Genomic DNA, 13,521 nt, shown 5'->3' on the forward strand with positions numbered 1-13,521 from the left:
GGGTAGCGCCTCGGGCGGGACCGGAGCCGTCGCGGCCGCGGCGGCTGCGGCCAGCACCGCCGACACCGCCTCGAACGCCGCGGCCATCGCGTCCGACTCGGCCCGCAACGCCTCCTCCAACGCCATCGCGGCGAGCAAGGGGGGCGCCTCGTCGAGCGCGCCGGTCTCAGCTTCGAAGGAGACGATGGTCCCGCTCTCGGCCTTCGCGCGGATCGAGCCGGGCAGCGCCCCCGTGCAGGTGAGCCACCAGGGCCTGTTCGTGGCGACCACGATCTCGTTCAACCTCGCCCCGGGCAAGAGCCTGTCGGACGCCACCGACGCGATCGACCGGGCGATGGCCTCCCTGCAGCTGCCCGCCACGATCCACGGCGAGTATGCGGGTGCGGCCAAGAACTACGTCGCCTCCGCGTCGCGCCAGCCGCTCCTGATCCTGGCGGCGATCCTGGCGGTCTACGCGGTGCTCGGCGTTCTCTACGAGAGCTTCGTGCACCCGCTCACGATCCTCTCCACCCTCCCCTCGGCCGGCGTCGGCGCGGTTCTGGCCCTGCTGGTGACCGGGACCGACTTCACCATCATCGCGCTGATCGCCGTGTTCCTGCTCATCGGCATCGTGAAGAAGAACGCGATCATGATGATCGACGTGGCGATCGACGCCGAGCGGACCCGCGGCGCGAATCCCGTGGACGCGATCCGCGAGGCCTGTCTCCTGCGCTTCCGGCCGATCATGATGACGACGCTGGCCGCCATGCTCGGCGCCGTGCCGCTGATCCTGGCCAACGGCGAGGGCGCGGAGCTGCGCCGCCCCCTGGGCATCGCCATCGTCGGCGGGCTGATTGTGAGCCAGATCCTGACCCTCTACACCACCCCCGTCGTCTACCTCACCCTCGATCGCCTCCGGCACAGGGTGCTCAACCGGCGCAGGCGCGCCGGACGGGGCGGAGAAGCGGCACTGCCGGCCGGAGAGTGATGGTTAAGGTTTCACGTGAAACAGCGGCGGCTCCGGTCGCGGGTGCGGGTTTGTCCCAGCATGCCCCTCATCCTGAGGGGCTGCGCAGCAGCCTCGAAGGAGAGCTCCAGGGATCGCGCGGCCGGCTGGAGGGCTCCGTCGACGCCTCCGCTGCGCTCCGTCACCTCAGGATGAGGGCGCGGGTGGGCATGACGCCTGCTTCCATTGGACCGTTGAGCCACGAACCTGCCGCTGCCGATCGGCGGCCCCGCACCCTCGCCGCCCTCCTCCTCGCCGCGCCCCTCCTCGCCGGCTGCGTGGTCGGACCCGACTATGCCCGACCCTCGGTGGAGACGCCCTTCGCCTACAGGCAGGGCGGYGTCCGGGAGGACAGCCCAGCCTCCGTCGCCGCGCGCCGGAAGGGCTGGCGCGAGGCCCGGCCCAACGATGCGGCCGAGCGGGGCGACTGGTGGCGGGTCTTTCGCGATCCGACCCTGGACCGGCTGATCCGCCTCGTCGACGTCGACAACCAGTCCCTCCGGCAGGCGGTGGCGAATTACCGGCAGGCGCGGGCGCTGGTCGCCTCCGCCCAGGCCGCCCTGTACCCGACGGTGATCGGGGCGCCGAGCATCACCCGGACCGGCAGCGGCACCACCACCCGCACCAACGTGTCGCTGCTCGGTCAGGCGAGCTGGGAACTCGACCTGTTCGGTGGCACCCGCCGCACCATCGAGAGTGAGGCGGCCCTGGCGCAATCCGACGCCGCCACCCTCGCGCTGACCCGCCTGACCATCCAGGCGGAAGTGGCGGCCGATTACCTGACCGTGCGCTACGCCGATGCGCTCCAGAAGGTGCTCGACGAGAACGTCGCGAACTTCAAGAAGACGCTTGCGATCACCGAGAACCAATACGCCGCCGGCGTGGCGGCCCGCTCCGACGTGATCACGGCGCAGACCCAGGTCCAGACCATCGAGGCCCAGGCCATCGCGGTGCGCCTGACCCGGGTGCAGTACGTGAACGCCATCGCCACCCTGATCGGGCGGCCGCCCTCCGAGGTGTCGGTCCCGGTGGCCGGCATCCCGCGCAATCCGCCCGGCGTGCCGGTTGGGATCCCCAGCGACCTGCTGGAGCGGCGGCCGGACGTCGCCCAGGCCGAGCGCCTCGTCCAGGCGCAGAGCGAGCGCATCGGCGTGGCGGTGGCGGCCTTCTTCCCCACCGTGACGATCTCGGCCCAGGGCGGCATCTCCGGGGCGACCCGAAACGGCCTGCTCTCGGCCGCCAACCAAGTCTGGTCGGTGGCCGCATCGGGCAGCGAGGTCCTGTTCGACGGCGGCGCGCGCACGGCGGCCCTGCGCTCAGCGGAAGCCGGCTACGACGCCGCGGTGGCCAATTACCGGCAGGTGGTGCTCGCCGCCTTCGCGGAGGTCGAGAACCAGATGGCGGCGCTGCGCATCCTGGGCCAGCAGCAGGGGGCGCAGGACACGGCCGTGGACCTGTCCCGCAAGGCCGTCGAGATCACGCTCAACGAATACAGGGCCGGCACGCAGAACTTCACCACGGTGGTGACCGCGCAGGGATTGCTCGTGACCAACGAGATCAACGCCCTCCAGGTACGCTTGAGCCGCTTCACCGCGGCGGTGACGTTGATCCGGGCACTCGGCGGCGGCTGGGACGTGCGCTCCCTGCCGAGCGATTCCGAGCTGAAGGGTCCGAGCCTGCCGATCGACCAGGGCGGTCAGGCGGTCCGCCCCGACGAGTAGGCTGCTGCGATCCTCCCGCCGGTCCGAGCGGCGGCCTTGCGCACGCGATCGTCCGGTGAAGGCTGCCGCACACCTTGCACCGGCGCGTGCGCAGCGACGTGATCCAGGGGGCGTGCCGGTCATGCCGTGCGCTGAGGACGACGGGCCCATGGGTCCGGGGTTCGCGCGCGTGGGTATGCATGCGGGGCGCCCGGTCCTAGGATCGGCACGGCACAGCCTCATCGGCGCCGGAACGGGCTTCGCTGCGGCGGGTTGTCAGGCCGGTTTGCTGCAGCGCAGCCAGACGGGAGTCAGGGATGGCCGGGCCGACGACAGCTCTCAAGGATGACGCGGCCTGCGGTACGCAGCCCGCCCCCCCCTGCACGCTGGTGATCTTCGGGGCGGGCGGAGACCTGACCAAGCGCCTGCTGATGCCGTCGCTCTACAACCTCGCGGGCGCGGGATTGCTGCCGGAGGGCTTCTCGATCCTGGGCGTCGACCACGGCGACGGTACCGACGAAACCCTGCGCGACACCCTCACCCAGACCCTGGAGGCGTTCAGCAAGGATCCGACCTCCGAGTTCCACGCCGATCACATCGACGCGAAGAGCTGGGGCTTCATCCGGGAGCGACTGTACTACCTCAAGGGCGATTTCGAGAAGCCCGAGACCTTCGAGGCCGTCAAGCAGCGGGTGAACGGCAGCGCGGTGTTCTACTGCGCGGTGGCGGCCCGCTTCTTCGGCACCATCGTGGACGGGCTCGGGCAGGCGGGCCTGCTCAAGCAGGCGGAGAACCAGTTCCGCCGGGTTGTGATCGAGAAGCCGTTCGGCTCGGACCTCGCTTCGGCCCGGGACCTCAACGCGCGCATCCTCCGCCAAGGCGACGAGAGCCAATTCTACCGGATCGACCACTTTCTCGGTAAGGAGACGGTCCAGTCGATCATGGCGTTCCGCTTCGCCAACGGCCTGCTGGAGCCGGTCTGGCGGCGGGAATACATCGACAGCATCCAGATCACCGCCGCCGAGACGGTCGGCGTCGAGGAGCGCGGCGGCTTCTACGAGCCCACCGGGGCGCTGCGCGACATGGTGCCGAACCACATGTTCCAGCTGCTCTGCATGGTCGCCATGGAGCCGCCGAACTCCTTCGACGCGGAGGCCGTGCGCACCGAGAAGGCCAAGCTCGCCGAGGCCGTGCGGCCGATCCCGCCCGAGGACGCGGTGCGCGGCCAGTACACGGCCGGCACCTCGGAGGGACGCGACGTGCCCGCCTACCGGGACGAGCCGCACGTGGCGAAGGACTCGGTCACCGAGACCTACATCGCCCTGAAGCTCCACATCGAGAACTGGCGCTGGGCCGGGGTGCCGTTCTACGTCCGCACCGGCAAGCGCATGACCGGCCGGCGCACCGAGATCGCGGTGCTGTTCAAGCCGGCACCGTTCAAGATGTTCGCCGATACGCCCAACGCCGATCTCGGCCCGACCGTGATGCGGATCCTGGTCGATCCGGACCATGGGGTCAGCACGGAGTTCAACGTGAAGGTGCCCGGGCCGCAGATGAAGATCGGCCGGGTACGCTCCGGCTTCCGCTACAAGGACTTCTTCGCCGACACGCCGAATGTCGGCTACGAGACGCTGCTCTACGATTGCATGACCGGCGACGCGACGCTGTTCCAGCGCGCCGACAACATCGAGGCCGGCTGGAGCGCGGTGGATCCCCTGCTCAAGGGCTGGCCGCAGCCGGGGGTGGCGTTCTACCCGGCCGGAAGCGCCGGCCCAACGGAGGCCGACGACCTCCTGGCCCGGGACGGCCGCCACTGGCTGGGCCTCGACGGCGAGACCGACTGAACGATCCGGCCCGGGGCGCGGGAACGCCGTTCAGCGCCGCTTGAACGGCAGCATCGCCGCCACGGCCAGCGCGTCGACCCGGTTGTTCAGCGGGTCGCTGGCATGGCCCTTCACCCAATGCCATGCCACCTCGTGGCGCTCCCGGGCGGCGTCGACGCGCCGCCAGAGGTCCTCGTTCTTGACGGGCTTCTTGTCGGCGGTCCGCCAGCCTCGCGCCTTCCAGTTGTGGATCCAGCCGGTGATGCCCTGGCGCAGGTACTGCGAGTCCGTGAACAGGTCGACCCGGCAGGGGCGCTTCAGGGCCTCGAGCGCCTCGATCGCCGCCAGGATCTCCATCCGGTTGTTGGTGGTGTGGGCCTCGCCCCCGGAGAGTTCCTTCCGGGTGTCGCCGAAGATTAGGATCGCCCCCCAGCCGCCGGGACCCGGATTTCCCGAGCAGGCGCCGTCGGTGTAGATCTTGACCCGCGTCGGCTCGGAGGCCGCCTCGGTCGTCTCGGTGCTCATCCGGTCATCAACCCTGGCGGCCGTAATCCCGCGCGTCCCGCGCCTGCCGGTGAAAGGCGAGCCGGCGATCGAATTCCCGTGGGTCCTTCGGCCTGACCAGGGCGCCGGGAGGCACGTTCAGCCAGTCGACCAGCCGGGTCAGCATGAAGCGCAGAGCGGCGCCGCGGCACAGGATCGGCAGCGCCGCGACCTCGGCGGTCTCCAGGGGCCGCACCGCCTCGTAGCCGGCGATCAGCGCCGCCGCCCTGTCCCGGTGGAAGGGACCGTCGGGGTCGAAGCACCACGCGTTGAGGCAGACCGCGAGGTCGTACGCGAAGGCGTCGGTGCAGGCGAAGTAGAAATCGATCAGGCCCGACAGGGCGTCGCCGATGAAGAACACGTTGTCGGTGAAGAGATCCGCGTGGATCACCCCGCCCGGCAGGTTCCGGGGCCAGTGCGCCTCTAGGACGGCGAGGTCGGCCCGGGTCCGTTCGACGAGGCCGGGGGCGACCGAGTCGGCCTGAGCCTCGGCCTGCGCGAACAGCGGCCGCCATGCGGCGACCGAGAGGCTGTTGTCCCGCACCATCGGAAAATCCCGGCCGGCGGCGTGCAGCTCGGCCAGCGCCCGGCCGAGTTCCCGGCAATGCTCCGCGCCCGGCGCCTTGACCGAGACGCCCTCCAGGAAGCTCACGATGGCGGCGGGCCGGCCGCAGAGCTGTCCGAGGGCCTGGCCGGTCCGGTCCCGCACCGGTTGCGGGCAGGCGAGGCCGCGGGCCGAGAGATGCTCCATCAGGCCGATGAAGAACGGCAGGTCCTGCTCGCGGACCCGCTTCTCGTAGAGGGTCAGGATGTAGGCGCCGTCGGTGGTGTGCAGGAAGAAGTTCGAGTTCTCGACCCCTTCGGCGATGCCCTTGTAGGAGAGCAGGCCGCCGATCGCGTAGGCGGACAGGAACTCAGCGAGCGCCGCGTCGGATACCTCGGTGTAGACGGCCACGTATGCGCGCTCTGAATGTCGGAACTTCGATAAGGCGAGGGGCGCCGCAGCGCCCCCGCACAGACCCTGCCGGGCCTCGAGGCCGAGCGGCCCCGCAGGCTGCGCGGTCCGAAACTGCCTATTCGGCGGCCTCGCTGCGCAGCTCCCGCGGCAGCGGGAAGACCATGTCCTCGATCACCGTCGAGACCGTGTCGACGACGACGTCGTAGCGGGCCGCGAAGGCGTCGATGATCTCCTCGACCAGCACCTCGGGGGCCGAGGCGCCGGCGGTCAAGCCGAGCTTGCGGATGCCCTCGAAGGCCGGCCAGTCGATCTCCTCGGCGCGGAGCACCAGACGGGTGATCGGGCAGCCGACGCGCTCGGCGACCTCGCGCAGGCGCTGCGAGTTCGAGGAGTTCGAGGACCCGACGACGATCAGGGCGTCCACCAGCGGCGCCACCTGCTTCACCGCCTCCTGGCGATTCGTGGTGGCGTAGCAGATGTCGTCCTTATGCGGCCCGGTGATGGTCGGGAACTTCTTCTTGAGGGCGTCGACGATGTGCCGGGTGTCGTCCACCGACAGGGTCGTCTGGGTGACCCAGGCGAGGTTGTCGGGGTTGTCGGGGGTCAGGGCCGCGATCTGGTCGAGGTCCTCCACCAGGGTGATCGAGCCCTTGGGCAGCTGGCCCATGGTGCCGACGACCTCCGGATGGCCGGAATGGCCGACCAGCAGCACGTGGCGGCCGCGCTTGTGGTGGATCTCGGCCTCGCGGTGGACCTTGGTGACCAGCGGACAGGTGGCGTCGATGGTGGTCAGGCCGCGCGAATCGGCATTGGCCGGCACGGTCTTGGCGACGCCGTGGGCGGAGAAGATCACCGGGGCGCCGCCGTCCGGCACCTCGTCGAGTTCGCGGACGAACACGGCGCCCTTCCGCTTCAGGCTCTCCACGACGTACTTGTTGTGCACGATCTCGTGGCGGACGTAGACGGGCGGCCCATAGATGGCGAGAGCTCGCTCCACGACGTCGATGGCCCGCACCACGCCGGCGCAGAAGCCGCGCGGGGCGCAGAGCAGGATCTCCAGCGGCGGCTTGCCGGCGGTGCCCGGGACGGGCTCGGGGGTCGCGATATCGGCGGTCATGGGGGCGATGTGGCGAGGGCGGGGTACTCCTGTCAACAGGAGTGACCCACGAACCGGGCAGGAAGAGGGACGCGGCGGCGCCCTGTAGCACGATTGCCGCGGGACTTGGACCCCGCCGCCTTAAAGGCGCCGGAGGCTGGTGACCGCACCGAAGCTGGTGGCCCGGATCCGGGAGACGGCCTCCGCCAGCGGCTCGGCCGCCACCGCCATGTGGTGGCCGTTGGCATGGATGAGCGTCTCGGAATCGCGCATCAGACCGACATGGCCGCGCCAGAACACGAGGTCGCCCCGGCGCAGGCATGCGAGGTCGAGGGGCAAGGCCTGCCCGAGAGCCGCCTCCTGCATGTCGGCGTCGCGGGGGCAGGGCAGCCCCGCCGCGTCCAGGCAGAGCTGCACCAGGCCGGAGCAGTCGAGCCCGAGGCTCGTGCGCCCACCCCACAGATAGGGCGTCCCGGCCAGCCGCACGGCCGTGGCCACGTAGTCCGGTTCGTGGGTCGCCACGGGCGAACAATGCGCGGCGAACACGTAGCCCCCCGGGGTCTCCAGATACGCGCCCGACGCGCCTGTCGCCACGAGGCGGGCGCCGAGGCTGAGGTGGCCGCGGACCGGTCGTTTCAAGTCCGGCTCGGGATACAGGAAGGTGCGCAGGGCCGTGACCCGGTGCGTCGGCTCCGGCTCGGCCGGGCCGAGGCAGGCGGCTGGCAGGTAGCCGACATAGCCGTCGCGGACGAGCTGCACGAAGGCGAAGCCCTCGGTCTCGTCGTACAGATCGACCGCGTCGCCGAGGAGCGCCTCGGTGTCGAGCCCGGCCTGGGGGGACGGAGCCCGGCGCAGGGGGGCGGCGGGTGCCGTGACCCGGCGCGGCGTCGCGGCCACGTAACGGGCCGCCGTGACGCGATCCCGCAGGCCGAGAGCGGCGACCTCCGGGCGGGCCGGGGTGAGGCGGGGATCGAGGGTGTCTGTCATCGGGTCACGGTATCACGGCGGGCCTTAACGTCGGCGGGTGACCGCGCTGCGGCCGAGCCCCACAGGCAGCTCTCTGCGCTTCTATGTCGCACCGCGCGTGAGTTCGGACGGATTCTGCCGCCGGATTGATCGCGTGCTTCGGTCCGCCCTTGGGATGCTCCTTGCGGCACTGCCCAACGCCGCGTCATCCGCCCCCAGGCATGTGCCCGAGACGGCGCTCACAGGTTTTTGATGCACTGCACAACTGTCCTGGAAGGCGCTATGTCTGTCGGATGAAGACCGCGAGTCGCCCCGTGAAGAAGACACAGAAGAGCTTCGCCGACCTGCCGCCGATCCGCGTCCGCCGCGAGCCGCCGACGGTGAACGAGGCGGTCGCCGCCGCGCAGGATCTCGCCGACGATGTCGAGCAGCAGGTCGAGATCGCCGCCGGCCTGATGGGCCTGCCGGCCGACGAGGTCCGCCCGCACGTTCTGGCGGCCAAGAAGGCCAAGCCGGAGCGCGTCCCCGAGCGGATCCTGACCCAGGCGAGCCCGAGCCGGGCGCTCCGCACCGTGGTGGTCGAGCGCCGCACCCGCCCGACCGTGGTGATCGAGCGGCGCAGCCGCCCCCTCGATCCACGCCGCTGAGCGCCCGTCAGGGAGACCGCGTCACCATGGCAGCGTCTCGCCGCGGTAGTCGAGGTAGTGGGCGCCCGGCCGGCCGAGCTGCGCCCCGATCACGTCGGCGAGGCCTGTGACGCTGGTCGCCACGTCGATGTCGGCCTCCGCGCCGCCCATCTCGGTACGCACCCAGCCCGGATGCAGGATCAGCACGGAGACGTTCTCCGCCCGGTGCCGGATCTCGAAGCTGCGCGCCAGGGTGTTCAGCGCCGCCTTGCTGGCCCGGTAGGTCTCCCAGCCGCCGGTCTCGTTCAGGCTGACGCTGCCGAGGATCGAACTCATCAGGGCGATGCTGCCGCCGGGGGCGAGGCGGTCGCGGAAAGCCTCGGCGAAGCGGATCGGGCTGATCGCGTTGGTGAGGTAGACCTGCGCGGCGATCGCGCGGGGCACCGCGTGCGCCGGGTCGTGCGCCTGCGTGGCGATGCCGGCCACCACGAAGATCAGCGCGAAACGCTCGGAGGCCAGCCGCTCGTGCAGGGCGGCGACGCCGGGATCGTCGTCGATGTCGGCGGTCTCGACGCGCAGGGCCTCCGAACCCAGGCGGGCGAGAGCCGGGGACGGCGTGCGCTGGGTGGCAGTGACCCGCCAGCCGCGGGCCAGGAAGGTCTCGACGAGGCCGAGCCCCAGGCCGCGGGAGGCTCCGACGATCAGCGCGTGCTTCTGCGATTGGGTCATGATGGGTCTCCGGGATCGGCCGGATAAAGTCTGATCGGATCCGGAGGTTTCGTGTCCGGGTTGAGTCCCGAACGGTCAGAGTCCGGGGTTCGAACGTGCCCCGCACGACCCGGCCCGGATCCGCGTCGGGTGGTTTCGAGACCGTCCGCTTTCGGAACGGAAGCGCGGGACGAGGCTGCTGGCCGCCTGCAGAGGCCGGTCCGGAGAAGCAGGTTGGCCTGACGGGGATTGACGGATCGACCGCGCCTTTGTACCGAACGGTACAAACTGATTCAGAAAGGCGATCTGATGTCCCGTCCTCCGCTTCCACCGTTCACCGAAGAGTCGGCGATTGAGAAGGTGCGCCTTGCCGAGGACGGCTGGAACACGCGCGACGCGGCCAAGGTCGCGTTGGCCTACACGCACGACACGCGCTGGCGGAACCGGGTCGAATTCGTGACGAATCGGGAGGAGGCGCAGGCCTTCCTCACGCGCAAATGGAACAAGGAGCACGAATACAGGCTGGTCAAGGAGCTGTGGGCCTTCACCGGCAACCGTATCGCGGTGCGCTATGCCTATGAGTATCGCGACGACAGCGGACACTGGTTCCGCGCCTACGGCAATGAGAACTGGGAATTCGCTGACGACGGATTGATGGCGCACCGCCATGCCAGCATCAACGAGATGCCGATCACCGAAGCGGAGCGCAAATACCGTTGGCCGCTTGGCCGCCGACCCGACGATCACCCCTCGCTCAGCGACCTCGGTCTTTGAGCGCGAAGCGGGTCCTGACGGAGCGTGCCGGCGCCGTGCCGGCACTGGCGGAAGCGTTCCGCGAGCACGGGTTCGAGGGCGCGAGCCTGTCGGTGCTGTCGAAGGCGACCGGGCTCGGCAAGGGCAGCCTCTACAACTTCTTCCCGGGCGGGAAGGAAGAGATGATGGAGGCGGTCCTTGCCGACATCGATTCCTGGTTTGCGACGGCGATCTTCTCGCCGCTGGAGCAGGCACAGGATCCGGCAGCGGCCGTCACGTCCATGATCGACGACGTGACGGCCTACTTCCGGTCCGGCCGAAGGGTCTGCCTCGTCGGCTGCATCGGTCTGAATGCCTCCGGCGCGGTTTTTGCGGTTCGGACAAGGCGTTACTTCGCGCGCTGGATATCGGCGCTGGCCCACTGCCTCGAAGCCGGGGGCATTCCCAAATCACTGGCCGTGCAGCTCGCGGAGGAGGCGGTGTCGGGGATACAGGGCGCGATCGTGTTGGCGCGAGCCTTGGGAGAGGAAGAGGCCTTTCTCCGGGTCGTTCACCGACAGCATTCGACCCTGCTCGGCGCGATCGCTCGTCATAGCGCAGGCCGATGAATGACGCCGCTTCGCCAAAAAAGCGTCCTGCATCCGAACGTCCGGTTCCAGGCCGCCCGGATGCAGTCCGGACCAGCGGGGTTGGGTCGGAGGCAGCCACCGGTACGGTCGAGCGGACCGCGCTTTGACCGCAAATTCAATCAATCGGCGGTCTGCACCGACCACGTGGCGTGGCGGATACCGGGCATGCGGGCCAGCTCGTTGGTCACGGCGTCGAGTTCCTCCGCCTTCACGGCGCTGGCCGTGAGCGTCGCCACCACGTCGACCGCGGTCTCGCCCCGCTCCTCGATCTCGACGCTGCCGACCGGGTAGTTCGCCGCCTCCAGACGCTCCACCAGCATGTCCTGGGCCGGCCCGGCCTCGCCGGGCGCCGTGGTCACCTGGACCTCGTAGGTCGCCTCCGTGGCGGATTCGCGGATCGGCGCGCGGTTGATGGCGTTCACCAGGGGCCGGAGGGCGGTGTTGCAGGCCAGCACCGTCACCATCACGAACACCGCCTCCAGGGGCAGGTCCGCACCGCAGAAGGCCCCGACGGCGGCCGAGCACCACAGGGTGGCAGCCGTGTTGAGGCCGCGGACGTTCATGCCCTCCTTCATGATCACGCCGGCGCCGAGGAAGCCGATGCCGGAGATCACGTAGGCTACCGTGCGGACGCCCCCGTCCGGACCGGTGAGCCGCATGCCGAGATCGACGAAGGCGCTGGCCCCCACCGCGACGAGCACCGCCGTGCGCAGGCCCGCGGTGCGCTGCCGGTACTGGCGTTCGGCCCCGATGATCGTGCCGAGCACGAAGGCCACGAGCAGGCCGATGGCGGATTTCACTTCTTCGGGCAGGGCGGCGTAGCTGGTCATCCGCGACCTCATGGGAGCGGGGAGGTGACGAAACCGTGACACCATGGACCGGCCCCGATCCGAAAGGGCATCCGAACCGGGATTGACGGCCGCACCGGGCAGCGGGCACACCGGCAAGAGCCTGAGGATCCCTTAAGAATTCGGGACCCGGCCGAGGAGACGTGCAGGATGCAGGACGCGGCCCCGGACATGGCCCACCACCCGGCGGAGTCGATCCGCGCAGGATCTTTCTCCGCATGAGCGGCGCCCTCGCTGAGCGCCGGTCCGACAGCGTTGCCAGCAGCACGCCCGACGCCGGCCTTCACGGCCGCGTCATGGCGCTGCGCGAGGGCCTGGAGCGCGGCCTGATCGGCAGCGCCGGCCTCGTCGAGCGCCTGCTGATCGGGCTCCTGACCGGCGGCCACCTGCTGATCGAGGGCGCGCCGGGGCTGGCCAAGACCCGCGCGGTCAAGCGGCTGGCCGACGGCCTCGACGGCTCCTTCGCGCGCATCCAGTGCACCCCGGACCTGATGCCGGCCGATCTGACCGGCACCACCGTCTGGCGCCAGGACAGCGGCACCTTCGAGTTCCTGCCCGGACCCCTGTTCCACGCCCTCGTGCTGGTGGACGAGGTCAACCGCGCCCCCCCGAAGGTCCAGTCGGCACTCCTCGAATCCATGGCCGAGGGGCAGGTGACGGTCTCCGGTCACACCCATCGGCTCTCCGATCCGTTCATGGTCGTGGCGACCCAGAACCCGATCGAGCATGCCGGCACCTTTCCGCTGCCGGAGGCGCAGCTCGACCGCTTCCTGCTCCACGTCGTGGTCGACATGCCCGACGAGGCGACCGAACGGGCGATCCTCGACCTCGTGGAGGGCGAGATCACCCATCACGTCGACGCCATGACCATGCGGCTGTCGCTGGCGGACGTGCGGGCCGCCCGGGAGGCGGCGCTCGCCACTTACGTGTCGCCGGCGCTCAAGGATTATCTGGTCCGGCTGGTGGCGGCGACCCGCACCGACGTGGCCGCCCCGGACCTGCGCGCCATGATCGAGCACCCGGCCTCGCCGCGGGGCACCCTGGCGCTGATGATGGCCGGCAAGGCCCGGGCCTGGCTGCGGGGCCGCGACCACGTCATCCCCGAGGACGTCACCGAACTCGCCCGGGACGCGCTCTCCCACCGCATCGGCCTGACCTGGCGGGCGGCCGCCGAGGGCAAGACGGCGCGCGGCCTCGTCGGCGAGCTGGTTCAGCGGGTGCGGGCGCTCTGACGGTGTTCGGGTTCGGGCAGGCGCGCCGCAGATCCCCTCCCCCCTCTGCGGGGGAGGGTACCGTGCGCAGCAGGGGGGGAGCGGGGAGAGACGCTTTGGGCACGGGCTCGCCCGATGGGACGGCCACATCCCTCTTCGGAAGCGGCGCTCCCCGCGCGCGGGACTTCGACCCGGCCCGACCCGGCCCGACGGCCGGGCCGCCCATCCCCGCAAATGGTGCAGGGATCGGAAGCGCCGCCGGCATCCACCTCTCGGGCGAGGCCCTGATGGGCCTGCGCCACCTCGCGCGGCGGGGTTCCGCACCCGCCACCCGGACGTTGGCAGGTCTGCCCGGCGGCATCGTCACCCGGCGCCGCGGGCGCGGTTCCGAGCCGGAGGACGTCCGCCTGTGGTCCGAGGGCGACGACCGGCGCTTCATCGACCGCAACGCCACGGCCCGCACCGGGCAGCTCCATGTCCGCACCCACCACGACGAGCGCGACCGGGCCGTGGTGCTCCTCGCCGATTTCCGGCCCTCCATGCTGTTCGGCACTCGCCGGGCGCTGCGCTCGGTGGCGGCCGCCGAGGCCCTGGCGCTGCTCGGCTGGCGGGTCGCGGCCGATGGCGGCCGGGTCGGCCTCGCGGTCGCGGGCTCCGGGGCGCCGACCGTGCTGC

General features: G+C 70.7%; 14 protein-coding genes. 8 read left to right on the forward strand and 6 right to left on the reverse strand.

What is annotated here, in order from left to right; all coding sequences use genetic code 11:
* The 3 genes from AC1DXK_RS27535 to zwf all read left to right on the forward strand — a co-directional run.
* A partial coding sequence (locus AC1DXK_RS27535; protein ID WP_477299499.1) for an efflux RND transporter permease subunit occupies nucleotides 1-967 on the forward strand: 967 nt, incomplete at its 5' end.
* Between the two features lie 188 nt (nucleotides 968-1,155).
* A complete protein-coding gene (locus AC1DXK_RS27540) occupies nucleotides 1,156-2,706 on the forward strand; it encodes an efflux transporter outer membrane subunit (RefSeq protein ID WP_457108165.1) in 1,551 nt (516 codons plus the stop codon).
* A 296-nt stretch (nucleotides 2,707-3,002) separates the two neighbouring features.
* A complete protein-coding gene (zwf, locus tag AC1DXK_RS27545) occupies nucleotides 3,003-4,529 on the forward strand; it encodes a glucose-6-phosphate dehydrogenase (protein ID WP_457108166.1) in 1,527 nt (508 codons plus the stop codon).
* A 30-nt stretch (nucleotides 4,530-4,559) separates the two neighbouring features.
* On the opposite strand, the gene rnhA is transcribed toward zwf, so the two are convergent.
* The 4 genes from rnhA to AC1DXK_RS27565 all read right to left on the reverse strand — a co-directional run bounded on the left by rnhA (nucleotide 4,560) and on the right by AC1DXK_RS27565 (nucleotide 8,092).
* A complete protein-coding gene (rnhA, locus tag AC1DXK_RS27550) occupies nucleotides 4,560-5,033 on the reverse strand; it encodes a ribonuclease HI (protein ID WP_457108167.1) in 474 nt (157 codons plus the stop codon).
* A gap of 7 nt (nucleotides 5,034-5,040) precedes the next feature.
* Complete coding sequence (locus tag AC1DXK_RS27555) at nucleotides 5,041-6,006, reverse strand: homoserine kinase (RefSeq protein ID WP_457108168.1); 966 nt, start codon at nucleotides 6,004-6,006, stop codon at nucleotides 5,041-5,043.
* Between the two features lie 118 nt (nucleotides 6,007-6,124).
* Nucleotides 6,125-7,126: a 4-hydroxy-3-methylbut-2-enyl diphosphate reductase gene (gene ispH / locus AC1DXK_RS27560; RefSeq protein WP_457108169.1), complete on the reverse strand. Its 1,002-nt coding sequence runs from the start codon at nucleotides 7,124-7,126 to the stop codon at nucleotides 6,125-6,127.
* A 120-nt stretch (nucleotides 7,127-7,246) separates the two neighbouring features.
* Nucleotides 7,247-8,092 carry a C40 family peptidase gene (locus AC1DXK_RS27565; protein WP_457108170.1) on the reverse strand — a complete coding sequence of 282 codons (846 nt, stop codon included), beginning with the start codon at nucleotides 8,090-8,092 and terminating at the stop codon, nucleotides 7,247-7,249.
* Between the two features lie 293 nt (nucleotides 8,093-8,385).
* Here AC1DXK_RS27565 and AC1DXK_RS27570 point away from each other — a divergent pair, with 293 nt between their 5' ends.
* Nucleotides 8,386-8,718, forward strand: coding sequence for a hypothetical protein (locus AC1DXK_RS27570; RefSeq protein WP_457108171.1), 333 nt, complete (start codon nucleotides 8,386-8,388; stop codon nucleotides 8,716-8,718).
* A 21-nt stretch (nucleotides 8,719-8,739) separates the two neighbouring features.
* Here AC1DXK_RS27570 and AC1DXK_RS27575 read toward each other — a convergent pair whose 3' ends face one another.
* Complete coding sequence (locus tag AC1DXK_RS27575; RefSeq protein WP_457108172.1) at nucleotides 8,740-9,426, reverse strand: SDR family oxidoreductase; 687 nt, start codon at nucleotides 9,424-9,426, stop codon at nucleotides 8,740-8,742.
* Between the two features lie 288 nt (nucleotides 9,427-9,714).
* Here AC1DXK_RS27575 and AC1DXK_RS27580 point away from each other — a divergent pair, with 288 nt between their 5' ends.
* Together AC1DXK_RS27580 and AC1DXK_RS27585 are read left to right on the forward strand one after the other, a co-directional pair.
* Nucleotides 9,715-10,179 carry a nuclear transport factor 2 family protein gene (locus tag AC1DXK_RS27580; protein WP_457108173.1) on the forward strand — a complete coding sequence of 155 codons (465 nt, stop codon included), beginning with the start codon at nucleotides 9,715-9,717 and terminating at the stop codon, nucleotides 10,177-10,179.
* Nucleotides 10,176-10,766, forward strand: a complete 591-nt coding sequence (locus AC1DXK_RS27585; RefSeq protein WP_457108174.1) for a TetR/AcrR family transcriptional regulator — start codon at nucleotides 10,176-10,178, stop codon at nucleotides 10,764-10,766. Before AC1DXK_RS27580 ends, AC1DXK_RS27585 begins: the two co-directional genes overlap by 4 nt.
* A gap of 140 nt (nucleotides 10,767-10,906) precedes the next feature.
* Here AC1DXK_RS27585 and AC1DXK_RS27590 read toward each other — a convergent pair whose 3' ends face one another.
* Nucleotides 10,907-11,617 carry an MgtC/SapB family protein gene (locus AC1DXK_RS27590; RefSeq protein ID WP_457108175.1) on the reverse strand — a complete coding sequence of 237 codons (711 nt, stop codon included), beginning with the start codon at nucleotides 11,615-11,617 and terminating at the stop codon, nucleotides 10,907-10,909.
* Between the two features lie 236 nt (nucleotides 11,618-11,853).
* Between AC1DXK_RS27590 and AC1DXK_RS27595 the strand changes: the two genes are divergently transcribed.
* Both AC1DXK_RS27595 and AC1DXK_RS27600 read left to right on the forward strand, forming a co-directional pair.
* The gene (locus AC1DXK_RS27595; RefSeq protein ID WP_457108176.1) at nucleotides 11,854-12,867 is read left to right on the forward strand and encodes an AAA family ATPase; all 1,014 of its coding nucleotides are present in this window, start codon (nucleotides 11,854-11,856) and stop codon (nucleotides 12,865-12,867) included.
* A gap of 266 nt (nucleotides 12,868-13,133) precedes the next feature.
* Nucleotides 13,134-13,521 (forward strand): DUF58 domain-containing protein (locus AC1DXK_RS27600; RefSeq protein ID WP_477299500.1); only part of this gene is annotated, 388 nt, incomplete at its 3' end.

The sequence above is a fragment of the Methylobacterium sp. P3_A11 genome (assembly GCF_056403155.1).